The sequence below is a fragment of the Rahnella sp. PAMC25617 genome, assembly GCF_050606005.1.
Taxonomy (GTDB): domain Bacteria; phylum Pseudomonadota; class Gammaproteobacteria; order Enterobacterales; family Enterobacteriaceae; genus Rahnella; species Rahnella variigena.
In genome coordinates this window covers 755,105-778,926 of sequence record NZ_JBOCUM010000006.1, presented here as the reverse complement: position 1 = coordinate 778,926, position 23,822 = coordinate 755,105, and the positions used below count along the sequence as shown (strand labels likewise).

The 23,822-nt window shown below is 54.2% G+C and carries 20 protein-coding genes; 7 read left to right on the top strand and 13 right to left on the bottom strand.

Annotation, left to right across the window (positions count from 1 at the left end):
• Positions 1–52: 52 nt before the first annotated feature.
• Positions 53–2,584, bottom strand: coding sequence for a copper-exporting P-type ATPase CopA (copA, locus tag ACM615_RS09700; protein ID WP_431011813.1), 2,532 nt, complete (start codon positions 2,582–2,584; stop codon positions 53–55).
• A gap of 145 nt (positions 2,585–2,729) precedes the next feature.
• Between copA and cueR the strand changes: the two genes are divergently transcribed.
• Positions 2,730–3,131 (top strand): Cu(I)-responsive transcriptional regulator, encoded by a 402-nt coding sequence (gene cueR, locus ACM615_RS09695; protein WP_112287553.1) that lies wholly within the window; start codon positions 2,730–2,732, stop codon positions 3,129–3,131.
• Between the two features lie 9 nt (positions 3,132–3,140).
• On the opposite strand, the gene ACM615_RS09690 is transcribed toward cueR, so the two are convergent.
• The 5 genes from ACM615_RS09690 to tesA all read right to left on the bottom strand — a co-directional run bounded on the left by ACM615_RS09690 (position 3,141) and on the right by tesA (position 7,345).
• Positions 3,141–3,596: an NfeD family protein gene (locus ACM615_RS09690; protein ID WP_112287554.1), complete on the bottom strand. Its 456-nt coding sequence runs from the start codon at positions 3,594–3,596 to the stop codon at positions 3,141–3,143.
• Positions 3,596–4,516, bottom strand: a complete 921-nt coding sequence (locus ACM615_RS09685; protein WP_095925004.1) for an SPFH domain-containing protein — start codon at positions 4,514–4,516, stop codon at positions 3,596–3,598. Before ACM615_RS09685 ends, ACM615_RS09690 begins: the two co-directional genes overlap by 1 nt.
• A gap of 236 nt (positions 4,517–4,752) precedes the next feature.
• Positions 4,753–5,610 carry a co-chaperone YbbN gene (locus tag ACM615_RS09680; RefSeq protein WP_112287555.1) on the bottom strand — a complete coding sequence of 286 codons (858 nt, stop codon included), beginning with the start codon at positions 5,608–5,610 and terminating at the stop codon, positions 4,753–4,755.
• Between the two features lie 208 nt (positions 5,611–5,818).
• On the bottom strand, positions 5,819–6,595 hold the full coding sequence (locus ACM615_RS09675) for an SDR family oxidoreductase (RefSeq protein WP_431011812.1): 777 nt from the start codon (positions 6,593–6,595) through the stop codon (positions 5,819–5,821).
• A gap of 120 nt (positions 6,596–6,715) precedes the next feature.
• A complete protein-coding gene (gene tesA, locus ACM615_RS09670) occupies positions 6,716–7,345 on the bottom strand; it encodes a multifunctional acyl-CoA thioesterase I/protease I/lysophospholipase L1 (protein ID WP_165353167.1) in 630 nt (209 codons plus the stop codon).
• On the opposite strand from tesA, the gene ybbA reads away from it, so the two are divergent.
• Both ybbA and ybbP read left to right on the top strand, forming a co-directional pair.
• The gene (gene ybbA, locus ACM615_RS09665) at positions 7,316–8,002 is read left to right on the top strand and encodes a putative ABC transporter ATP-binding protein YbbA (protein WP_112287557.1); all 687 of its coding nucleotides are present in this window, start codon (positions 7,316–7,318) and stop codon (positions 8,000–8,002) included. The two genes, tesA and ybbA, sit on opposite strands and share 30 nt — an antisense overlap.
• Positions 7,999–10,431: a putative ABC transporter permease subunit YbbP gene (gene ybbP, locus ACM615_RS09660; RefSeq protein WP_426785150.1), complete on the top strand. Its 2,433-nt coding sequence runs from the start codon at positions 7,999–8,001 to the stop codon at positions 10,429–10,431. Before ybbA ends, ybbP begins: the two co-directional genes overlap by 4 nt.
• 155 nt (positions 10,432–10,586) lie before the next feature.
• On the opposite strand, the gene purK is transcribed toward ybbP, so the two are convergent.
• Together purK and purE are read right to left on the bottom strand one after the other, a co-directional pair.
• Positions 10,587–11,651, bottom strand: coding sequence for a 5-(carboxyamino)imidazole ribonucleotide synthase (purK, locus tag ACM615_RS09655; protein ID WP_431011811.1), 1,065 nt, complete (start codon positions 11,649–11,651; stop codon positions 10,587–10,589).
• Positions 11,648–12,157: a 5-(carboxyamino)imidazole ribonucleotide mutase gene (purE, locus tag ACM615_RS09650; RefSeq protein ID WP_112287560.1), complete on the bottom strand. Its 510-nt coding sequence runs from the start codon at positions 12,155–12,157 to the stop codon at positions 11,648–11,650. The genes purK and purE overlap by 4 nt, the downstream gene beginning before the upstream one ends.
• A 180-nt stretch (positions 12,158–12,337) precedes the next feature.
• Between purE and ACM615_RS09645 the strand changes: the two genes are divergently transcribed.
• On the top strand, positions 12,338–12,970 hold the full coding sequence (locus ACM615_RS09645; RefSeq protein WP_112287561.1) for a tRNA-(ms[2]io[6]A)-hydroxylase: 633 nt from the start codon (positions 12,338–12,340) through the stop codon (positions 12,968–12,970).
• On the opposite strand, the gene lpxH is transcribed toward ACM615_RS09645, so the two are convergent.
• Both lpxH and ppiB read right to left on the bottom strand, forming a co-directional pair.
• Entirely contained in the window at positions 12,954–13,676 is a 723-nt protein-coding gene (gene lpxH / locus ACM615_RS09640) for a UDP-2,3-diacylglucosamine diphosphatase (RefSeq protein ID WP_113876112.1), read from the bottom strand. The genes ACM615_RS09645 and lpxH overlap by 17 nt on opposite strands.
• 25 nt (positions 13,677–13,701) lie before the next feature.
• Complete coding sequence (ppiB, locus tag ACM615_RS09635; RefSeq protein ID WP_113876111.1) at positions 13,702–14,196, bottom strand: peptidylprolyl isomerase B; 495 nt, start codon at positions 14,194–14,196, stop codon at positions 13,702–13,704.
• A gap of 227 nt (positions 14,197–14,423) precedes the next feature.
• Here ppiB and cysS point away from each other — a divergent pair, with 227 nt between their 5' ends.
• Complete coding sequence (gene cysS, locus ACM615_RS09630; RefSeq protein WP_113876109.1) at positions 14,424–15,815, top strand: cysteine--tRNA ligase; 1,392 nt, start codon at positions 14,424–14,426, stop codon at positions 15,813–15,815.
• Between the two features lie 182 nt (positions 15,816–15,997).
• Complete coding sequence (alkA, locus tag ACM615_RS09625; RefSeq protein ID WP_431011881.1) at positions 15,998–16,861, top strand: DNA-3-methyladenine glycosylase 2; 864 nt, start codon at positions 15,998–16,000, stop codon at positions 16,859–16,861.
• 10 nt (positions 16,862–16,871) lie between these two features.
• Here alkA and ACM615_RS09620 read toward each other — a convergent pair whose 3' ends face one another.
• The 3 genes from ACM615_RS09620 to ACM615_RS09610 all read right to left on the bottom strand — a co-directional run bounded on the left by ACM615_RS09620 (position 16,872) and on the right by ACM615_RS09610 (position 21,023).
• Positions 16,872–19,133 carry a PAS domain S-box protein gene (locus ACM615_RS09620; RefSeq protein WP_431011810.1) on the bottom strand — a complete coding sequence of 754 codons (2,262 nt, stop codon included), beginning with the start codon at positions 19,131–19,133 and terminating at the stop codon, positions 16,872–16,874.
• A gap of 222 nt (positions 19,134–19,355) precedes the next feature.
• Entirely contained in the window at positions 19,356–20,795 is a 1,440-nt protein-coding gene (gene mgtE, locus ACM615_RS09615) for a magnesium transporter (RefSeq protein ID WP_120164065.1), read from the bottom strand.
• Between the two features lie 9 nt (positions 20,796–20,804).
• Positions 20,805–21,023 (bottom strand): YfgG family protein, encoded by a 219-nt coding sequence (locus ACM615_RS09610; RefSeq protein ID WP_112287568.1) that lies wholly within the window; start codon positions 21,021–21,023, stop codon positions 20,805–20,807.
• A gap of 503 nt (positions 21,024–21,526) precedes the next feature.
• On the opposite strand from ACM615_RS09610, the gene ACM615_RS09605 reads away from it, so the two are divergent.
• Positions 21,527–23,758: a sensor domain-containing phosphodiesterase gene (locus ACM615_RS09605; protein ID WP_113876105.1), complete on the top strand. Its 2,232-nt coding sequence runs from the start codon at positions 21,527–21,529 to the stop codon at positions 23,756–23,758.
• Positions 23,759–23,822: the final 64 nt, after the last annotated feature.

The window sequence follows — 23,822 nt, the reverse complement described above, 5'->3', positions numbered from 1 at the left end:
GCGCCTGCGGTTTAGCGAACAGGGGAAACGTCTTGTTTTTTCGGCGTGTTTTTCAAGACTGTCCTTTTTTAGGTGAAAAGCGCAACAGACGGTTTGCGTTGGCGACCACCGTGATGGAAGACAGCGCCATCGCAGCACCCGCCACTATCGGGCTGAGCAGAGTTCCGGTCAGCGGATAAAGCACACCGGCGGCAACCGGAATACCAATCACGTTGTAAACAAAAGCACCCAGCAGGTTTTGCTTCATATTTCGCAGTGTCGCCTGAGACATTGCCAGCGCATCGGCGACACCGTTCAGGCCCGGGCGCATCAGCGTAATCGCCGCGGTTTCAATTGCCACGTCGCTGCCGCTACCCATCGCAATACCGACATCCGCCTGAGCCAGCGCCGGAGCATCGTTAATGCCGTCGCCAATCATCGCGACCTGCTGCCCTTTGGCCTGCAACGCTTTGATGGCGTCGGCTTTCCCTTCCGGACGCACGCCGGCAATCACCGTGTCAATTCCCGCCTGCGCCGCAATGGCTTGCGCAGTTCGCGGGTTGTCGCCGGTCAGCATCACCAGCTGATAACCCAGCTGATGCAGGCGTTGCAACGCACTGACGCTGTCTTCACGCAGCGGATCCCGCAGGGCAAACAGCGCCGCAATCTTACCGTTAGCAGCCAGCAATACCGGCGTGGCACCTTCGCTGGCTAACGTATCCAGCAACGTGTCAGCCGCCTGAGTATCCACCCCGTTTTCATGCATCAGCGCCTGATTGCCCAGCAGCAGGGATTGTTCTTCCACGTCACCGCGCAAACCCAGCCCGCCAAGGGTACGGAAATTCGCGATATCAGGGATTTCCAGCCCTTGCGCTTTTTCGACAATGGCCTGAGCAAGAGGATGGTGTGAACCTTTTTCCAGTGCGGCTGAAAACCGTAAAACCTGTTGTTCACTGAAACCGCTGAACGTATGAATGTCTGTCACTTTGGGCTGGCCTTCGGTCAGCGTGCCGGTTTTATCAAACACCAGCGTGGAAAGCGTACTGGCTTTTTGCAGTGCATCGGCATCGCGCACCAGCACACCAAACTCAGCGGCGCGTCCGACACCGGCGGTAATCGACATCGGCGTTGCCAGACCGAGCGCACAAGGACAGGCGATAATCAGTACCGTTGTGACAATCACCAGCGTATACATCAGTTGCGGTTGCGGACCAAAGAAGTACCAGATGGCACCGCTGAATAACGCAATCAGCACCACAACCGGTACGAAGACAGCAGAGATTTTATCCGCCAGCTTACCGATTTCAGGTTTACTGCTTTGGGCTTCACGCACCAGATTAATAATGCGTGAAAGGGTGGTCTGGCTGCCGATGGCATCTGCGCGGAACAGCACGCTGCCGTCTTTCACCAGCGTACCGGCATGCACTTTTTCACCCTGCGATTTTTGCTGAGGGATCGGCTCACCGGTCAGCATCGCCTCATCCATCCAGGCTTCACCACGTTGAATTTCGCCGTCCACCGGCACACGGTCACCGGTCGTCAGGCGCAGCATCATTCCTTGCTGAACGTCAGCCAGCGGCAGAGTTTTCTCGCCTTCTTCGGTAACCACGCGTGCGGTCGGCGGGGTCAGATCCAGCAAACGTTCAAGTGCCTGAGACGAACGCTGACGCCCGCGTTGTTCCAGCGCGTGGCCGAGGTTAATCAGACCAATAATCATCACGCTGGCTTCATAATAAAGATGACGTGCCTGTATCGGGAACGCCTCCGGCCACAGGCTGACGGCGAAGGAAAATATCCAGGCCGCGCCGGTACCGAGCGACACCAGCGTGTCCATATTGGCGCTGCCGTGCATCAGGCTTTTCCAGGCACTGCGGTAAAAATGGCCGCCCGCGACAATCATGATCAGCAACGTCAGCAGACCGACAATCAGCCAGCCGGTCTGGTTGCCGGCGGTCACCATCATGTCACCGCCGAGTAATCCCCATAACATCATCGGGATACCCGCAGCTAAGCCAAGAGCCGCCTGCCAGCTAAAGCGGATCATACTTTTGCGTGAGGTTTGTTGCTGGCGCTCACGACGTTTAGTTTCGTCGATAATGATTTCGGCGCCGTAACCGGCCTGTTCAACGGCGGCAATCAGCGCATTCTGGTCGGCATTACCGCTGACCAGCGCACTGCGTTCCGCCAGATTGACGCGTGCCCGTTCGACACCGTTCACGCCTTCCAGCGCCCGCTGCACTTTACTGACACAACTGGCGCAGCTCATCCCGCTGAGCAACAGCTGCACGCTGTCGTCGGCGGTTTGTGGTGCATGAGTTTCTGCCGGAACAGGTGACGCCGCCGCTGACAGGGGTTCCGGCAAAACTTTCGCCTTATCGGTCAGCGGCTCAGATTTTGGGGATGCGTCTTCCACCACCTGTGCTTCATAACCGGCGTTAATCACGGCATCGACCAGACTCTGGCTGCTGGCATCGCCTTTGACGATGGCTTTATCCAGAGAAACTTCAACGGCAGTCGTGCCTTCCACGGCTTCCAGCGCTTTACGCGTTGAAGCCACGCAGTGCCCGCAGGACAGGCCTTGCAAAGATAATACGGTGGTTGTCATGATCATTTTCCTTGGGTTAACTTCACTCAGGACAGAGGATAAACCTTCCAGCAAGGGGAAGGTCAAGCCGCAGTCTCTGTTATTTTAATTTCATGGCGTATGATGTTCGTATCATGCGCAACAATCAGCTTGTCGTGGAGGCGAAATGAACATCAGTGATGTAGCAAAAAAAACCGGTCTCACCAGTAAAGCGATTCGATTTTATGAAGAGAAGGGGCTGGTTACCGCACCGGCTCGCAGTGAGAACGGCTACCGCAGTTATGCGCAAAAACATATCGAAGAGCTGACGTTATTGCGTCAGGCGCGGCAGGTCGGATTCACTCTGGAAGAGTGTCAGGAACTGGTGGCGTTATTCCACAACCCGGATCGCCACAGTGCGGACGTGAAAGCGCGGACATTAGAAAAGGCCGCCGAAATTGCACGGCACATCGAAGAACTGAAAGTGATGCGTGAGCGCTTACTGACGCTGGCGGATGCCTGTCCGGGTGACGAGGGGGCAGACTGCCCGATCATTGATAACCTCAGCGGATGCTGTCATAAGCACTGAGATTTTGTTTTAGCGAGCCTCAGGTTCCACGCGCAGCGTCGCGCCTTCTACGCCGGTGATCACCACTTTGTCACCGACGTTCAGCGGCGACGCGCAAATTGCCCGCCAGCTGCTGTCGCCGATCTGTACCCGCGTGAACTGGTTAGTGACCGGTTCCAGCACGGTGGCGTGAGTGCCTACTAACTGCTGACCGCGCTGGTTCAGCGCTGAATTGCCTGCACTTTTGTCGACACGCTGATTCAGCCACTTCCACCACAGCCACGCCGCCAGAATGGTCAGCAGCGCAAACGCCGTGCCTGACCATTCCCACGGCAACGGCAGGATCCACGTGACAGCGCCCACTAAGGCCGCAGCCACGCCGCTCCACAGCAAGTAACCACTCGCACCCACCAGCTCAGCCGCCAGCAACAGGCCGCCCAGAGACAGCCAGAATACGTGCGGATTTGCCATGAAATCATGCAGCATTATTTGCCGCCTTTGGTTTCTTTCAGCAGCTCAGCAATCCCGCCAATAGAGCCCATCAGACTGGTGGCATCCAGCGGCATCATGATGATTTTGCTGTTATTAGCAGAACCTATTTTGGTCAGTGCATCGGTATATTTTTGTGCCACGAAGTAGTTAATCGCCTGCACGCTACCGGCTTCAATCGCTTCAGACACCATTTTGGTTGCCTGGGCTTCGGCTTCCGCCGCACGTTCACGCGCTTCGGCCTGCAGGAACGCCGACTGACGCTCACCTTCCGCTTTCAGGATCTGCGACTGCTTTTCACCTTCAGCGCGCAAAATGGCAGACTGACGCACGCCTTCAGCTTCCAGAATATCGGCACGTTTTGTACGTTCGGCCTTCATCTGCGCGTTCATGGCGGAGATCAGTTCAGCAGGCGGACGCACATCGCGGATTTCGATACGGGTGATTTTGACGCCCCACGGATTGGTGGCTTCGTCGACGATATGCAGCAAACGTGCGTTGATGTTGTCGCGTTGTGACAGCATTTCGTCAAGTTCCATGGAACCCAGAACTGTACGGAAGTTGGTCATGGTCAGGTTAACGATCGCCTGTTCCAGATTGCTGACTTCATACGCGGCACGCGCCGGGTCAATCACCTGAATAAAGCACACGGCGTCGATGGCAACGTTAGCGTTATCGCGAGAAATCACTTCCTGAGAAGGAATATCCAGCACCTGTTCCATCATATTGATTTTACGGCCGATGCGGTCAACAAATGGCACCACCAGATTCAGCCCCGGCATCAGCGTTTTGGTGTAACGGCCGAAGCGCTCGACAGTCCACTGATAACCCTGAGGCACAATTTTGATCCCGGCGTAAACCACCAGCAGCGCCAGCACGATCAGAATAAGGATAGGAATGGGAATCAGATCAAACATAGTGTGAAACTCCTGTAAAACTGTGTCCTGACTATTCCGGATGAAATAGTCGAGTAAAAACATGTCCCTGGCACATTTGCCGACCGGCAAAGTGTGTGATGAATTGTCGCACAAATAACCGTTACATCGTATTAATAAAGGATAGTTCAGGGGATAAAAGGCGGGGGAAAGCTCAAAAAAAACGCACGTCCTGTTCAGTGACGTGCGTCTGATATTTTACAGCCGGGCCGTATGAATTAATACAGCAGAGAATATAACTGGCGGCGATATTTGGCAGCCAGCGCATCGCCGGTACCGAGAGCGGCCATGATATCCATCAGCGTTTTACGCGCTGCACCGTTCGCTGCGCCTAAATCTTTTTTCAGCGGCGCCATCAGCAGTTCAAGCGCTTCTTCGTTGCGCCCGACCTGATGCAATTGCAGGCTGAGTTTGACGATGAGTTCAGCGTTCTCAGGATCCTGCTGGAGTTCCTGTTGCAATAGCTGAATTTCCGGCGTATCTGCGGCCTGTTTGAGCAGTTCGATTTGTGCGATCAGCCCCTGATAACGGGAATCTTTATCCTGTAACGGAATGGTCGCCAGCACGGCTTCGGCGTCATCGGTGCGGTTCAGATGAATTTGCGTTTCCGCCAGCAGCAGGCCGATATCACTGCGGTAATTGCTCAGCTGCCAGGCATCTTTCAGCAGCGGCAGGGCTTCCGCCACATTGCCCGCCTGCAACATTTCCTGCGCCTGAGCCAGCTTCAGCTCTTCTTCTTTCGGCAACACTTTTTGCAGCAGTTCGCGGATGACTTCTTCCGGCTGTGGTCCCTGGAAACCATCGACAGGCTGACCGTCTTTAAACAGGTACACGGCAGGAATTGAACGCAGACCAAACTGCTGAGCAATCATCTGCTCGGCATCGCAGTCCACTTTAGCCAGGATCAGCTGACCGGCGTATTCCACAGCCAGTTTGTCCAGGATCGGCCCCAGTTGCAGGCAGTGCTGGCTGCGTTCAGACCAGAAATAGAACATCACCGGCACAGACATGGATTGTTCCAGCGTCTGGTGCAGGTTGGATTCGTTGATATCGATTACTGTAGGTTGTGCAAGCATGAATTCTGTCTCTCCGCTACCCGTCATACTTCGAGCTGCTGATGCGTTGGCTGCGCTCACTCATCCCGGTCACTGAGTTATCTAAGCTCCCGGTATCTCGTGAACTGGCCGCCTTCCCGCAACCCGAATTATTTAGGGTATAGAAATGTAAAGTATTTAAGAACAAATGGGGGCGACTCGTGCCGCTTCAACCCCTTATCGTTTTTACTTAGCTGTTTCCGCGTAATATTTTGTCCAGCAAACGGGCTGGCAACAGGCGTTTAAGCACCGTCAGTGCATGGGCGACCAGCGTGACCGGATAACGAAAACGCGCGCGCGGGTTTTCTAAAGCATGGTGCAGTTTGGGTAAAACTGCCTCCGGCTTGAGGGTAAAACGTCGCGCAATACCCGGATTTTCTACCGGCTGATCGGCTTGTGACTGACTGACATTGGCGGTGAAATTACTGCTCAGCGGGCCGGGTTCAATCAGGCTGACCTGAATTCCCGTGCCGTGCAGCTCCATACGCAGCGTGTCGGACCAGGCTTCCAGCGCAAATTTACTGGCGGCATAAACGCCACGACGCGGCGTGGTAATCAGCCCCATCACCGAACTGGTCTGGATAATACGTCCTTCGCCGTGCGGCAACATGGCAGGCAGCAAAAGCTGCGTCAGCTGATGCGTGCCAAACAGATTGGTAGAGAATTGTTGTTCGAACTGTTCACGGCTGATGGTATTAAGCGGCCCGTAAACGCCGTAACCCGCGTTATTAAACAGGGCGTACAGACGGTTTCCCGTCAGCGCGATGACCTCGGCGGCGGCGCGTTCCACACTCTGTTTATCATCAAGATCGAGCTGAACAGTTTCAAAACCCATTTGTTGCAGCGTGTCGATATCTTGCGTTTTGCGGCATGCCGCCAGTACCCGGTAGCCACGAGCGCGTAAATCCTGTGCGGCGACCAGCCCGATACCGCTTGAAGAACCGGTGATTAATACAGCTTTTTGCATAACTTTACCTGTGGGATGTCCCTATTTTTTATGACTGTGATTTACTAGGGAGTCGGATGAAAAGGTAACGTCTTGGTTTTACTCACGTCCCGGTATTATTTTATTCGTCGTATTTTAAACTTAATGCGTCAGCAGCGGTGTGAGTTTTTCTGACATCCAGCCGGCAATAAACGACTGTGCTGCCAGTGCCGGATGCAAACCGTCGTCCTGCATCCATTCAGGCTTAACGGCGACCTGTTCCATAAAGAACGGCACCAGCGGGATATTTTCCTGCTTCGCCAGCGCCGGATAAATAGCGTAGAACGCATCCCCGTAGCGACGGCCATAATTAGGGGGCAGGCGGATTTGCATCAGCAGCGGTTGGGCATTGGCCTGTTTGACCTGACTGATTATCTGCGTCAGCGTTTGCGAAATGGTTTGCGGCGGGAAACCGCGCAATCCATCGTTAGCGCCCAGTTCAATCAGCACCCAGCGCGGATGGTGTTGTTCCAGCAACGTTTGCAAACGCGCCAGCCCTTGTTCAGCGGTATCGCCGCTGATGCTGGCATTAATAATGGTGGGCTTGCCACCTTCTTTTTGCCATTTGTTATTCAGTAATGTCGGCCACGATTCGGCTACCGGAAGGCGATAGACAGCACTCAAACTGTCGCCAATAATCAGCAAGTTATCAGCAGCAACGGCGCGAAAACTCAATAATCCTAACAACATAAGGAAGGGGAGATGCCAGCGGAAAATGTTCTTGAAGTTCATCATTTAAGTAAGCACGTCGGTCAGGGTGAAGGTCAGCTCACCATCCTGTCCGGTGTGGAGCTGGTTGTCAAACCTGCCCAGACAATTGCCCTGATTGGCGAATCCGGTTCCGGTAAATCCACCCTGCTCGGCATTCTTGCCGGGCTGGATGATGGCACCAGCGGCGACGTGAAGTTGCTGGGTAAATCTCTTGGCGAACTCAATGAGGAAGGGCGCGCAGCGTTGCGGGCAAAAAATGTCGGCTTTGTGTTCCAGTCGTTCATGCTGGTGCCGACGCTCAACGCGCTGGAAAACGTGCAACTTCCTGCGCTGTTGCGCGGCGAAAGCGACAGCAGCAGCCGTCAGCAGGCGGTGCAGTTGCTGGAAAGTCTCGGGCTGGGCGGGCGTCTGCATCATCTTCCGGCGCAGCTTTCCGGCGGCGAACAGCAGCGTGTGGCGCTGGCGCGGGCATTTATCGGTAAACCTAAACTGCTGTTTGCCGATGAGCCGACCGGCAATCTGGATCGCGCAACCGGCGAACGTATCGTCGACTTGTTGTTCTCACTGAACCGCGATGCGGCGACCACGCTGATCCTGGTCACGCATGATGAACAGCTGGCGGCGCGTTGCCAGCGGCGCTTACGTCTGCGCGACGGGAAATTGTGGGAGGAAGCATGATCTGGCGCTGGTTCTGGCGGGAATGGCGATCGCCTTCGCTGCTGATTGTCTGGCTGGCGCTGACGCTGGCGGTCGCCTGTGTGCTGGCGCTCGGCAGCATCAGCGACCGCATGGACAAAGGGCTGAGTCAGCAAAGCCGCGAATTTATCGCAGGCGATCGCGTGTTGCGTTCCGCGCATCCGATTACCGAAGCCTGGTTACAGGATGCGCAGTCACAGGGGCTGAAAGTCAGCCGTCAGCTCTCGTTTATGACCATGACCTTTGCCGGTGAAACGCCGCAGCTGGCGGCCGTCAAAGCCACCGATCTGGCGTATCCGCTTTATGGCGCGTTACAAACCGAACCGGCAGGGCTGAAACCTGAGCCGGGAACCGTGCTGGTCGCGCCGCGTTTACTGGCGCTGCTGAACGTGAAAGTCGGTGACAATCTGGACGTCGGCGATACCACGCTGAAAATTGCCGGAGTGATTGTTCAGGAACCGGATTCGGGGTTTAACCCGTTTCAGACCGCGCCCCGCGTGATCATGAATCTGGATGACGTACCGAAAACCGGAGCCATTCAGCCGGGCAGTCGCCTGACTTATCGTTATATGTTTGCCGGTTCTCCGCAGGCTATTCAGACTTACGGCGAGGCGATAAAAAGCCTGCTCAAGCCTGATCAGCGCTGGAGCGGCATGGAAGACTCCGAAGGCGCGCTGGGCAAATCATTACAACGTTCACAACAATTCCTCACATTGTCGGCGCTGCTGACGCTAATGCTGTCGATTGCTGCCATTGCCGTGTCGATGGGGCATTACTGCCGCAGCCGTTACGATCTGGTTGCGGTGCTGAAAACGCTGGGAGCCGGGAAAAAGGCGCTGCAAAAACTGATCATCGGTCAGTGGCTGGCGGTGCTGGTGCTGGCGGGAATTTGCGGCAGCGTGGTCGGCCTGGTGTTCGAAGCCGTGCTGATGAAAGTGCTGGCGCCGGTTCTGCCTGCCGCGTTGCCGCCTGCCGGTGGCTGGCCGTGGGTGTGGTCGATGGGCGCGATGGTGGTGATCTCGCTGCTGATCGGTATCCGTCCGTATCGCCAGTTACTGGCCACTCAGCCGCTGCGTGTGTTGCGCAATGACGTGGTGGCGAATGTCTGGCCGCTGCGGTATTTCCTGCCGGTGATGGTGCTGGTGGTCGTCGGTCTGCTGGCGGCGCTGATGGGCGGCAGTTCGCTGCTCTGGTCACTGCTGGCGGGCGTGCTGGTACTTTCGCTGCTGCTCGGTGTGATTGGCTGGGGGGCGCTGTTGTTGCTACGCAAGCTGACGTTTCGTCAGTTACCGCTGCGTCTGGCCGTTAACCGTCTGCTGCGCCAGCCGTGGGTGACACTCAGTCAGCTGGCGGCGTTCTCGATGTCGTTTATGTTGCTGGCCTTGCTGCTGGTGATGCGCGGCGATTTGCTGGATCGCTGGGAGCAACAGCTGCCGCCGGACAGCCCGAATTACTTCCTGCTTAATATCACCAAAGAACAAATTCCGCAGGTGACGGATTTCCTGCATCAGCATAAAGCGGAGCCGGAAACCTTCTATCCGATTGTGCGCGTGCGTCTGACGAAGATTAACGACAAGGTTGCCACGGATATCATCAAACCGGACGATGCGGGCGGCGAAGCGGTGAACCGTGAGCTGAATCTGACCTGGATGGAAGGGCTGCCGGATCATAATCCGCTGGTCGCGGGCAACGGGCCACCGAAAGCCGGTGAAGTGTCGATTGACGAAGGGCTGGCGGGGCGTCTGGGGCTGAAGCCTGGCGATACCGTGACGTTTAGCGGCGATACGCAGGAATTCAGTGCCAAAATCACCAGCCTGCGGAAAGTGGACTGGGACAGCCTGAAGCCGAATTTCTACTTCATCTTCCCGCCGGGAGCGCTGGACGCCCAGCCGCAAAGCTGGCTGACCAGTTTCCGTTATCACGGGGATGTCAGCACTATTACACAGCTAAACCGCCAGTTCCCGACGCTGAGTTTGCTGGATATTGGTTCTATCCTGCGGCAGGTCGGTCAGGTCTTACAGCAGGTGAGCAGGGCGCTGGAAGTGATGGTTCTGCTGGTGATGTTGTGCGGTGGATTGTTATTACTCGCACAGATTCAGGTCGGCATGCGTCAGCGCCGTCAGGAGTTGATCGTTTACCGCACGCTGGGGGCCAGCAAAAAAATGCTGCACCGGACGCTGTGGTGTGAGTTTGCCGTACTTGGTCTGGTGGCGGGTATCGCTGCCGCGATTGGCGCGGAAGCCGCACTGTGGCTGCTGCAACGCAAAGTGTTCGATTTCCCGTGGGAACCGAATTACCTGATGTGGATTGCGGTGCCGGTGGTTAGCGCGGTGTTGTTGTCCGTCTGCGGTGGCTGGCTGGGTGTGCGGTTGTTGCGGGGGCGGGCATTATTCCGGCAATACGACTCGTAACCGTCATACTTCGAGCCACAGGTGCGTTGGCTGCGTTCAGTAACCCGAATCACTTACCTGAGTAAGCTCATCGGGATTCCTTGACTTGCCGCCTTCCTGTAACTCGAATTATTTAGGTTACCAGAGCATCTCCTTTTAATAAGGAGGTGCTCAAATCAAAGCTTTTCAACTGCCCATTCAATGCCGCTGGCGTATTCTGACGGCAGCATCGGGACCAGTGCGTTGAGAGTGTCTTTCAGCAGGCTGGCGCTGGCGTCGTTGAGATTCAGGTGTCCGACTTTACGACCCGGACGCACGTCTTTCTCGTACCAGTGCAGATTGACCAGCGGCAGGCTCAGCCACTCTTCTGACACATCCGTGCCAATCAGATTCACCATCACCGACGGCGTACTGACGACCGGTTTCGGCAGCGGCAGACCAAGGATGGCGCGCAAATGCATCTCAAACTGGCTGTAGGACGCGCCGTTTTGCGTCCAGTGACCGCTGTTATGAACGCGCGGAGCCAGCTCATTGATCAGCAAACCTTCGCTGACCACGAAACATTCCATCGCCATCACGCCGACATAATTCAGTTCGTTGAGAATGGCTGACAGCATGCTTTCTGCCTGCTGTTGCAGGGCTTCGTCCGGCTGCGGCAATGCGACGCTGGTGCGCAAAATGCCGTCCTGATGCAGGTTGTGGGTCAGCGGATAAAACACAGTGTTGCCGTCGTGACCGCGTGCGCCCACCAGCGAAACTTCGCCGGAAAAATTGATGCCCTGCTCAACGATGCATTCGCCGTAGCAATCCTGCGGCAGAGTCTTTTCTTCGCCAGAACGTAAGCGCCACTGACCACGGCCGTCGTACCCGCCGACGCGACGTTTAACAATCGCCAGTTCGCCAAGCTGAGAGAAAACCTGCGGCCATTCGGCGGCATCAGCCAGCAACTGCCACGGCGCAGTTGCCAGACCGAGCTGGTCGAGCAACTGTTTTTGCGTCAGGCGGTCAGCCAGACGTGGGAAAATCTCGCGGTTAACGAACGCGTTGTGCGTTGCCAGTTCGCGGGTCAGTGCAGTTTCCGGCCAGCGTTCGATTTCAGCGGTGATCACGCTTTGCTGATATGGCACGGCTTCCGGTTCGGCATCAAGTCCGACGGGATATACGGCGATGCCCAGCGGTTCACCAGCCTGACGCAGCATCCGGCCTAACTGACCGTTTCCAAGGACGCAAACCGGCTTCATGCTTCCTCCCGCGGATCGGGATTATTCAGCACTTCGTCAGTTTGTGCAGTGCGCCATGCAGCCAGATTTTTAGCAATCTCAGCATCGTGAAGCGCCAGAATTTGTGCGGCCAGCAAAGCGGCGTTAGCAGCACCGGCTTTTCCGATCGCCAGCGTACCGACCGGAATACCACGTGGCATTTGTACGATGGAATACAGACTGTCGATGCCACTCAGGGCAGCACTCTGAACCGGAACACCCAGTACCGGCACCAGCGTTTTTGCCGCCAGCATGCCTGGTAAATGTGCTGCGCCACCGGCACCCGCGATGATCACATCAAAGCCATTGGCAGAAGCCTGCTCAGCGAAAGTGAACAATTTATCCGGTGTGCGGTGAGCGGAGACGATATCGACATGGAAAGGAATATTCAGCGTTGTGAGAACTTCGGCGGCGAACTGCATGGTCGCCCAGTCACTTTTAGACCCCATAACGATGGCGATTTTTGCCGGGGTAACGTTGGATGACATGTCTTTAAAGCTCCTGTGATTCGGAAATAGAAACTGCGAGGGCGCAAATGATAACACGCTCCGAGAGGGAGGAAAACGGTTGCGTGGCCGGAAAACGGCGCATTTTTGATGAGAAGTTGGCGGCAGATTTGTATAATCCAAACCAATATATTAAAGACAAACTTGAGTGGAAACTGATTTATGACGCAGGCTTTACTGGCACCGATTTATGATTTTCTTCACTGTGAAACGCCCGCTCTGTGGGTGGATGTGGCGCTGGAAAATCAGACGGTCATGCTGATTGACCACGCTAACTGTGAAAAGAAAGCGGCGGCGACGGCGATGAGCCTGATGACGAAATATCTGGACCGCACCGAACTGCTATTTTGTGCGGCGCGTCTGGCGCGTGAAGAACTTCATCACTTTGAACAAGTGGTGGAAATCATGCAAAAACGCAATATCACCTACACCCAGCTTTCACCATCGCGCTACGCCAGCGGCATGATTAAACATACCCGCCATCACGATGATCTGAATATTCTGGTCGACCGGCTGATTATCGGCGCATACATCGAAGCGCGCTCTTGCGAGCGTTTTGCCAAAATAGCGCCGCATCTCGATGAAACCTTGTCGCGTTTTTACACTTCGCTGCTGCGTTCTGAATCACGGCATTTTGCCGATTATCTGGCGCTGGCAGAGCAATATGCCGGAACGGATATTAGTGAGCGGGTAGAGGAGTTTGGCAGGATTGAAGCGGAATTAATTCTTACACCAGACGAACAGTTCCGCTTCCACAGCGGTGTACCCGTCTGCGGACTTAAAACGGGAAGCTGATCAGCTCGACGTTATCGGCGGTGACTTTCACCATCGAACCTTCTTCGTGCCATGCGCCGAGTACCACACGATGGCCGGTTTTGTTTCCGAGCGGGACATCGTGAATGGCTGGCCGATGGGTATGGCCGTGGATCATCCACTCGACGCCAGCCATCTGCATTTCGCTGACCACCGCCTGCGGGTTCACATCCATAATCTCCAGTGATTTACCCTGATTCGACGCCTTACTGTTAGCGCGCATTCTGGCAGCAATACCCAGTCGCCATTTCAGTGGCAGCATCAGGAAAAGTTTCTGGATAAACGGATTGTGGACTTTTTTGCGGAAGTTTTGATACGCGACATCGTCGGTACACAGCGTGTCGCCGTGCAGGATCAGGATGCGGCGTCCGTACAGCTCGAGCACTTTTTTCTCCGGCAGCAACGTCATCAGGCTGTCGCGGGCGAAACGTCTGCCGAGCAGAAAATCGCGGTTGCCGTGAATAAAGAAGCAGGGCACGCCTTGCTGGTGCAAATGATTCAGTGCGGCGGAGATTTCTGCGTGAAGCGGCTGCGGATCGTCGTCGCCAATCCAGGCTTCGAACAGGTCGCCGAGAATGTACAGAGCATCGGCCTGTGGCGCATCTTCACGTAGAAAACGAAGGAAACCGGCAGTGATTGCCGGTTCCTGCGCGCAAAGATGGATATCTGCGATAAAAAACGTGGTCATGCCGACGTGTTCTTAAAAACGTCGGTTATTCGCTGACTGTCACGCTTTTGATCACAACATCTTCTTTTGGAACGTCCTGGTGCATACCGCTGCGGCCCGTTTTGACGGCTTTGATCGCGTCAACCACGTCCTGACCTTCAACCACTTCTGCGAATACGCAGTAGCCCCAACCCTGCGCGTTTTTACCGCTGTGGTTCAGGAAATCGTTGTCAGTGACGTTGATAAAGAACTGTGCGGTAGCAGAATGTGGATCGTTGGTACGGGCCATCGCCAGCGTGCCTTTGGTGTTTTTCAGGCCGTTGTCTGCTTCGTTATCGATAGGTGCATCGGTGTTTTTCTGGTTCATGCCTGGCTCAAAACCGCCGCCCTGGATCATGAAGCCGTTAATAACACGGTGGAAAATTGTGTTGTCGTAGAAGCCTTTACGGCAATAGTTCAGGAAGTTTTCAACCGTGGCTGGCGCTTTGTCAGCGAAAGTTTTAATGACGATGTCGCCGTGGTTGGTGTGGAAAGTGACCATAATTATCATCCTGCTAATGTTGATGTGTGCTCTGTGTCAGAGCGGCTACTATAGCCTTTTCTTATACCATAACTCAAAAGTTGCCGTCAGCAGCGCCTTTATGACCACTAAAGCCCGTCCGGCGGCCTTATGCCGTTTCGGTGAAATCATTTTCGTTATATTATGGCCGTTAGTGTCGCTTAAATGCGCCAACGTCATTTTCTACGCCCAACACACGGAATAGCCTGATGCTGAAGATTTTTAATACCCTGAGTCGCCAAAAAGAGGAATTCAAGCCAATTCATGCCGGTAAAGTCGGGATGTACGTGTGTGGGATCACTGTTTACGACCTGTGTCATATCGGCCACGGTCGCACCTTTGTCTCTTTCGACGTGGTATCGCGTTACCTGCGTTACGTCGGTTATGACCTGAAATACGTGCGTAACATCACCGATATTGACGACAAAATCATTAAACGTGCCGCTGAGAATGGCGAAACCTTTATGGCATTGACCGATCGTATGATCGCCGAAATGCACGCGGATTTTGCTGCACTGAACATTCTGCCGCCGGATTCTGAGCCTCGCGCCACCGGTCACATTCATGAAATCATCGATATCGTGCAGAAGCTGATCGACCGTGACCACGCGTATGTGGCGTCGAACGGCGATGTGATGTTCTGGGTGGAGAGCGATCCGGATTACGGCGTGTTATCCCGTCAGGATCTGGATCAGTTGCAGGCGGGCGCCCGCGTTGAAGTTGAAGCCAACGTGAAACGCAATCCGATGGACTTTGTGCTGTGGAAAATGTCCAAGCCGGGTGAGCCGAGCTGGACGTCACCGTGGGGCGAAGGCCGTCCGGGCTGGCACATCGAATGTTCTGCTATGAACTGCAAACAGCTTGGCGCGCATTTCGATATTCACGGCGGCGGTTCTGATCTGATGTTCCCGCACCACGAAAACGAAATTGCTCAGTCCAGCTGCGCGCACGACGGCCCGTACGTCAACACCTGGATGCACTCCGGCATGGTGATGATCGACCGCGAAAAGATGTCCAAGTCACTGGACAACTTCTTTACCGTGCGCGATGTGCTGAAATATTACGACGCCGAAAGCGTGCGTTACTTCCTGATGTCTGGCCATTACCGCAGCCAGCTGAACTACAGCGAAGAGAACCTGAAACTGGCACGTACCTCGATGGAACGTTTGTATACCGCGCTGCGCGGTACGGACGTTACTGCAACGCCAGCCGGTGGTGAGGCTTTCGTGGCGCGTTTTCGTGCGGCAATGGACGACGATTTCAACACGCCGGAAGCCTATTCCGTGCTGTTCGATATGGCGCGCGACATCAACCGCCTGAAAGCGGAAGATATGGCGGCAGCCAACGGTCTGGCAGCAGAACTGCGTCAGCTGGCGGGCGTGCTGGGCTTGCTGGAGCAGGATCCGGAGCAGTTCCTGAAATCTGGTGCGCAGGCGGACAACGACGATGAAGTCGCCGAAATCGAAGCGTTGATCAAACAGCGTAACGATGCCCGCGCCAGCAAAGACTGGGGTATGGCGGATAAAGCGCGCGATCGTCTGAATGAAATGGGCATCGTGTTAGAAGACGGCGCCAACGGCACCACCTGGCGTCGTAAGTAATCTCCTTCATACCTGAAGCCGCAGGAGCGTTGGCTGCGTTCGCGAACCCGAATCACTGACTTGTGTCAGCTTATCGGGATTCGTTCACTTGCCGCCTTGCTGCAACTCCAGTTATTTTGGAGATGCGAGACATATAGCCTCCTTCCGGGAGGCTTTTTTATAAGGATCATCCTGTGACCCAAATGCTTTTGACGTATCAGCCTCCGTATGACTGGCAGTGGATGACGGCGTTTCTCGGTGCGCGTGCGTTGCAGGGCATCGAGCAGCAGGACGGCGACTATTATCAGCGGACGCTGGCGGTAATACACAACGGCGTGCGGCTGACCGGCTGGTTGCGGCTGCGGCCTTTGGCGGACATTAACAGCGTCGAACTTGAGATTTCGCCGTCGCTTGAGCCGGTGACGGATACCGTGGCAAAGCAGGTGCGGCGTTTACTGGATCTCGATGCGCAGCCATTACTTATCGCTGAGGGTTTAGGTCGGCTGGCTGAAAACGCTGTGGGATTACGTCTGCCGGGCTGCATCAACCGTTTTGAGCTGACGGTCAGGGCCATTCTCGGGCAACTGGTCAGTGTGAAAATGGCCGCGACGCTGGCAACCCGGCTGACCGAAAAATGGGGCGAGCCGGTGAGCACGCCGTTCGCGGCGCTGACGCATTTGTTTCCGTCTCCGGCGGCGATGGCGAAATTAACGGTCGATGATTTACGCGGTATCGGCGTGCAGGCCAAACGCGCAGCCTGTCTGATCAATATTGCGCAGGCGGTGGAAGAAGGGCGGTTGCCGCTCGATGACATTACCGATGTGCAGGAAGGTGTCAGATTACTGCTGGCGATGCCGGGAATTGGCAGCTGGACGGCCAGTTATGTGGCGATGCGGGCATGGTCTGCGCCGGACGTTTTTCTTGGCGGTGATTATCTGATTAAACAGCGTTTTCCGGGCATGACGCCGGGGAAAATTGCCCGCTATGCCGAAGTCTGGAAACCGTGGCGCACTTACGCCACGCTGCATTTATGGTTCAATAACGACTGGCAACCGGATATGCCTTAATCCGCGCGGGTTAAGTTTTTTCAGGCGGGAAAATGCTGCCGTCGGTATGAACGGTGGCGGTTTTCTGTTGCGGCTCATAGCGGAAAACCCGTCCCCGTCCGTTATTTTTGGCGGTATAACAGGCCTTATCCGCCTGCGCCATGTACTCGCTGCCGCTGACGGTGGGGTCATTCATCTTCGTTAATCCGGCGCTGGCACCGATGCGGTAAATTTTGTCTTCCCAGATAAATTCGAACTGATTGATTTCACTCACCAGTTTCGAGAGGGTGTTCAACCCCTGTTCCACCGGACAATCAAATAAGATCAGCGCAAACTCATCGCCGCCCAGCCGCGCGAGGCGGTCACTGTTGCGCATGTGTTCCTGCATCAGCGTACTGATCTGACGTAACAGTTCGTCACCGGCGGCGTGCCCGGCCGTGTCATTAATCGCTTTGAAATGATCCAGATCGATAAACGCCAGACAGTGCGACTGACGCGCAGTGGCTATCAGATTCAGTGCTTTTTTCAGGCTGGATTCAAAACTGCCACGGTTCGACAATCCGGTCAGTAAATCGTGGGACGCGCTGTAGCTCAGCCTGCGCATCAGCTCGCGCGATCTGCTGACGTCCTGCAATACCAGCACGATGCCGATCGGTTCATCTTTCAACGTACGCAGCGGAGACACCGCCAGCTGGACATCAAACAGACCGGTATGATGGCCATGCAACACCAGTGAACGCTCAACGGAAGAGTGAAGATTTTCGTTGATATCAAAGTGCAGCAGATTATCGATAAGCGGGCCATCCTGCCCTTTGCTGATGAGTACAATGCGGTTCACCGGCTGGCCCTGCGCCTGTTCCTCTGTCCATCCGGTCATTTTCTCCGCCACCGGATTCATGAACGTGATATTCATATTCCGGTCGGTGGAAATCACCGCCTCGTTGATGGAATTGAGGGTGATGTGCATGAGTTCTTTCTCTTCATGCAGCGCTTCCGAAAGACGCTTATTGGTCATTTCGGTATGTTTGAGCTCGTTGATATCTTCAATCTGAGAAATAAAATACAGCGGATTGTGTTCTTCATCGCGCACCAGCGACACGGCGAGTAATGCCCATATCACTTCTCCGTTACGGCACAGGTAGCGTTTTTCCATGGTGTAGGTCTGGATTTCATCGTTAAGCAGTTGCTCCAGCATCGCCAGATCCTTGCCCAAATCCTCCTGATAAGTAATTTCCTGGAAGGTCAGCGTGGTGAGATATTCCGCCTCATACCCCAGCAGATTGCACAGCGATTTATTGACCTGCAGCAGCCTGCCTTGCGGGGATACCAGCGCCATGCCGATTGCCGAGTATTCCATCGCGTTGCGAAAACGATTTTCACTTTGCGTGATATGCGATTTCTCTGCCCGCAGGGCGTGCATCGCCATCGCCATGGCGTTTGCCGGAGTCAGGATCAGCAGCAGTGGCAGGAAAATCAGCCCCTGAGGAATTTGTACGACGGTATGCGGCTGCACGGAAACAATGCCGCTGGTGTGCAGTAAAGCAATCATCAGCGTCATGCACAGGAAAATAATGAACGCTTCGATGCGGGGTAAACGAATGGCGCACCACAACAGTGGAATGGTGATAAAGGCGAAGGTATAAGGCAGCCATTTGAGCGCCAGAAAACCCGCCGCCAGCGTGATGATGAGCGTCAGAAGCAATCCGAAAAAACGCCCGGAAGTCAGGTTTTTCCTGAAATAACCGCGCTGATAAACCAGCCCGAGCGGGGTAAGCGCCAGGATTGCGACAGCTTCAGACATGAACCAGGTGGCAAAACGACTTTGCAATTCCACCGGCGATTGAATGTGCAGGATAAACAGCATCATGATTAATGAGCTGACCAGCGGACAGAAAATGACCGCAACCATTAGGAATCTGACCCAGTAACCGAGGCCGGTAAGGGGATCCTGCTCCGGCAACAATCGCCGCAACAATGCCGCGCAAAATGCGGCTTCAAAAAGATTGTTAAGCAGGTAAGGCAGATAGCGCAGGAAAGGCGTGCCCAGAACGGTATGTGCGGCAGCAATGCCCAACGCGCTGGCACACAGTAACGGCAGCCAGTCGCGGTAGCGATGGCGAAACAGAACCGGGATCATCAGCGCTGTTGGCAGCCACAAGCCTGCAAGGCTGGACGATTTCTGGATCACGCTCATACAGGCGAGCGCCAGCAGGCAGACAGAAATGCCTAACAGTACGTGAGATGTCCAGTTCGCCCGGCTTATTGTGATCGGGGGTGGTTTGCTTTTTTCCACGGTGAAAACCTTTTTCTGACTGGTGTTTGGATCCAGAACAGTTGCAGTGATGGTCGTTTTTGTATTTTTTTATCACTCAGGCGTCACCATGAGCACAAACGATGACACGTACTCTCAGTATCGTTATCAGTATCGGAAAAGCGTGACTAATTATTAATATAAATTTTACGTTACGTTGGAATAGTTGACGAATATTCCGGCCGGATGGCCGGAATAAGAGGGTCAGAGCAGGAAAATGGTGGCGAGGCCGAGGAAGATAAAGAATCCGCCGGTATCTGTCAGGGCAGTTATCATCACGCTGGAACCGACCGCAGGGTCGCGCCCCAGACGCACCATGGTCAGCGGAATGACCACACCCATCAGTGCTGCCAGCAGCAGATTCAGCACCATCGCCAGCGTCATTACGGCGCCCATTTCCCAGTCGCTGTACAGCAGCCAGGTCACCACGCCCATCAGTCCGCCCCAGACGAGGCCGTTAATCAGCGCGACGCCCAGTTCCCTGAACATCAGGAACTTCAGGTTACCGAGCTGGACATGGTGCAGGGCCAGTCCGCGGACAATCATGGTGATGGTTTGATTGCCTGTATTCCCGCCGATGCCGGCAACAATTGGCATCAGGGCAGCCAGCGCCACCAGTTGTGAAATCGTATGTTCAAACAAACCTATCACGCGCGATGCAACGAAGGCCGTACACAGATTGATCGCCAGCCACGCCCAGCGATTACGCACCGCTTTAGTGACCGGTGAAAAGACATCCTCTTCCGGGCTCAGCCCGCCCATGCGGCGTAAATTGCTGTCGGTGTCGTTATTGACGAAATCGACGATTTCTTCCACCGTCAGACGTCCCATCAGCTTGCCTTTTTTGTCCACCACCGGCGCAGTGATCAGGTCATAACGTTCGAACGCACTGGCGGCGTCTTCGGCTTTATCTTCTGGCTCAAAACTGGTGAGATCGGTGACCATGACGTCTGAAACCAGCGTATGCGGCGGGTTAAGCAAAATCGCCGTCAGCGGCAGTTCGCCTAATAACGTGTTTTTACGGTCAGTGATAAACAGCTTATCGGACGCTTCCGGGATGGCTTTATTCAGGCGCAGAAAGCGCTGCACGGTGCCGAGAGAAACATCAGGGCGAACCGTCAGCAGCTCGAAGTCCATGATCCTGCCGACGCACTCTTTATTGAATTTCATCACCTCGCGCACTTTATCGCGCTGACGCGGATCCAGTGAGGTAAGCACGCGGCCCGTCAGGTCACGCGGCAGATATTCGGCCAGATAGACCTGATCATCCACATCCAGCAGAGACATGGTTTTCAGCAGGTCTTTGTCGCTCATTTCCTCAATGAGACTGTCCCAGACGGTTTCAGAGACTTCGACCAGCGCCTTACCGCGGGCAGCGGGTTCAACCAGCCGCCACAACGCGAGGCGTTCGTGAATGGGTAACGCTTCCAGCACATCCGCCACGTCAGCGGCATGGAGTTTCTGCACCCGCGAGCTCAGCTCCGCGGTGTAATCCATCAGCCTGGCGCGGGTGGCATCATCAACGTCAATTTCTTCACCGAGAATGCTGTCAGCAAGATCATCGGTGTTAAGCAGGAGATCGAGGATCCGGCCACGACTCTCGGCGAGTTTTTGTCCGTAACTTTTTGGTTTTTCGGCAGACATTCGGGATCCTTAGTCCTTATGGTAGCGGCAGGTCTTGAGTGTGCCGGTACAAGTTTTGTCGGAAGTCGGTTCCTGAGGTGCGACGGTTTGCCCATCTGTTTGCTGTTGTTTTTGGTTCTGATGGTGGGAATACGCGCCGATACCGGAATAGACCAGACGTCCTAACAAAATAATGAAGCTGATCGATAAAACGATTTTCGTCATTGTGATGTTGGTTTTTCGAGACATAATTTGATCGCTTAAGTAAATCGTTGCTCCGGTGGAAGGATGAAGAACTGCAAATGATAACGTTTACAATATATAACACATCTAAACGAGCAGCCAGATAATCAAATAAAAGCGAATTTCCGTAACGTCCATTTTTGTAAACGAGTAATTTTCCTTTTTCCTCGGATTATTCTATATCACTGGATATAAAAACCATTCTGTTAGTCACGCGATGAATTTGTTTAAGATGATTTTTACGTTAAAACACAAAGATTGTGTTTAATGATCTGCATCAAGGGATTTAAGATAAGTGACATTAGAATTCAGTCTTATTTTGAAGCGTTGTACTCTGACCTCCGCTGTATTCTTTTTTCTTCAGTTATTTTGTGTGAAGTGACGTTTTTACTACGATAATTTTAGACGACGTCTGCAACTGCGGTTGTCAGCCAGCTTGTCTGGCGTCCGTTACACGATGAATCACTCACCGCGGCATGAAGTTCATGCGCAAAACTTAGATGGACTGAATGCGTAAAATTTTTTCCTGGCATGAGATTCGCCATAAATGGTGGGGACTTCCCGTCATTTGCGCGCTGGTCTTGATCCCCGTTACCTCATGGCTTTCTCCGATCATATTTTTGCCTGAAGGTCGTACCTATCTGATTTATATGCCGTTGGCGACGTGTGTTGCGCTGCTGATGGTATTTGACTGGGCTGCATTACCCGGGATCGTCCTGACGTTGTTCCTGCGTTATTATTTCAGGGTCGGCGCAGAAATGGCGACGTTGCTGACGGTTATTTATTTCACCTCGCTTTTTCTGGCCTGGCTCGGATACCGCTGGCAAGCAGGAAATCGCTGGTCAGCGCCATTAGGTCTGATGAATCTGGCGTGGATGCGTGTCGGCTGGTTGCTGGTGTTCCTCACTGTCTTCTTCATGACTGTATTGCAGATTGTGGTGGAAAGCGGGTTGCTGCCGGGTTATCTGGGGCTGGTCACGGCTGATTTTGTGACGTTGCGGACACTCATCAATTTGCAGGCGATGATCATCGGCATTTTGCTCAATTCGCACGTCATTTACCTGGTGATCCGCATGATTCGCCAGCCACGCTACTGGCGCGTGTTGCGGATGATGTTGCGTAAGCAGCGGGCGCCGGGCGTGAAAACCACCGAAATGGTGGTCTGGTTTCTGGTCATGGCCACCATGGTCACGCTGCTCAGCGTGCCCAGTATAAGCGAGCCGTTCACAAAAATTTTGCTGAGTGATTACACTCTGACGCTGCTTTTCCCTGTGATGCTGTTCGGGGCGTTACGCTATGGCTATTACTTCATCAGTATCGTATGGAGTATTACGCTCACTGTATTATTCTACAATTATCAGGGGTTTATCTCAGAAACCGGCTTTGTTCATAATCTGGTCTTTGTTTCTGCGCTGATGCTGGTTTACACCATTACGCTGTTGCTGATGTCGGCGCTTTCTTCGCGCCAGCGACTGCTGATGAAAAAATTCAAATCAGCCGCCCTGCTGGATCCGGTGTTTGGTTTGCCTAATCTGCGTGCCTTTAACCGCGATTTAGCCCGCCATCCGCGTTCCATGCTTTGTTTCATCCGCGTGTCGGATATGGACGTTCTCAGCCGTAACTACGGGATGCAGCTGCGGATCCAGTTCAAACAGCAACTGGCGGTCGGGCTCAAACCTTTCCTTCAGTCCGGCGAGCGTGTGTATCACTTACCCGGCTATGATCTGGTTCTGCGCCTGAACTGTGAAGATGCAGATATGAAATTGCAGGGGCTGCATGATTATCTCGAGGATTTCCGCCTGCTCTGGAACGGGTTGCCGTTGCATCCCAACATTGGTTTGTCGTACTGCACGGTATATTCGCCAGTCGAGCATCTGCCTATTTTACTGGGTGAACTCAGTGGTATTGCGGAAGTTTCACTGACCACCGGTCAGCCTGAGTCGAACAAAAGCGACCACAGTCAGGTTCAGCTGGAGATCAGAGACAAAGTTGACATGCTGCACAAAATTCAGCGTGCGTTAGATGACGACCGCTTTGTGCTGATGGCTCAGCCGATACTGGGTGTTCGCGGCGACAGCTATTACGAAATCCTGCTGCGCATGTTTGATGGTTCGCAGGATACCCTGATCACGCCGGATAAATTCCTGCCGGTGGTTCACGAATTCGGCCTGTCTTATCAGATGGATATGTGGGTACTCCGGCATGCGCTGATGTTTATTAATCAGAACCGTGTACGTCTGCCGAGCCTGCGTTTTGCCGTGAATTTCACGCCATCGACGTTATGTCGTCCGACGTTTACCCGCGATTTTAAATCGCTGATGCTGGAATATGAAATTGAGCCGTTCCAGATCGTTCTGGAAGTCACCGAATCGCATCTTTTGCAGAATATGAAATATGCCGACTTCGCGATGCGGGAACTGCGTGCTTATGGCTGCCGGATTGCAATAGACGATTTCGGCACCGGTTACGCCAGTTACGGACGTCTGAAAGCTATTCAGGCCGACATCCTGAAAATTGACGGCAGTTTTGTGCGCAATATGCTCACAGATTCACTGGATGCCTACATTGTGCAATCTATCTGCCAGGTCGCACGTATGAAGCACCTGTCTATTGTGGCGGAGTATGTGGAGACGGAAGAACAGAAAGCTGCGCTCCATGCGCTGGGCGTCGATTACATGCAGGGATATCTGGTGGGTAAACCGGAGCCACTGGCCACATTGCTCGATTTCCCTGCTACCTGATTTCGCGGGTGATTGGGGCATAGAAAATAAAAAGCCCTCTGAGCACATTGTGCCGGAGGGCTTT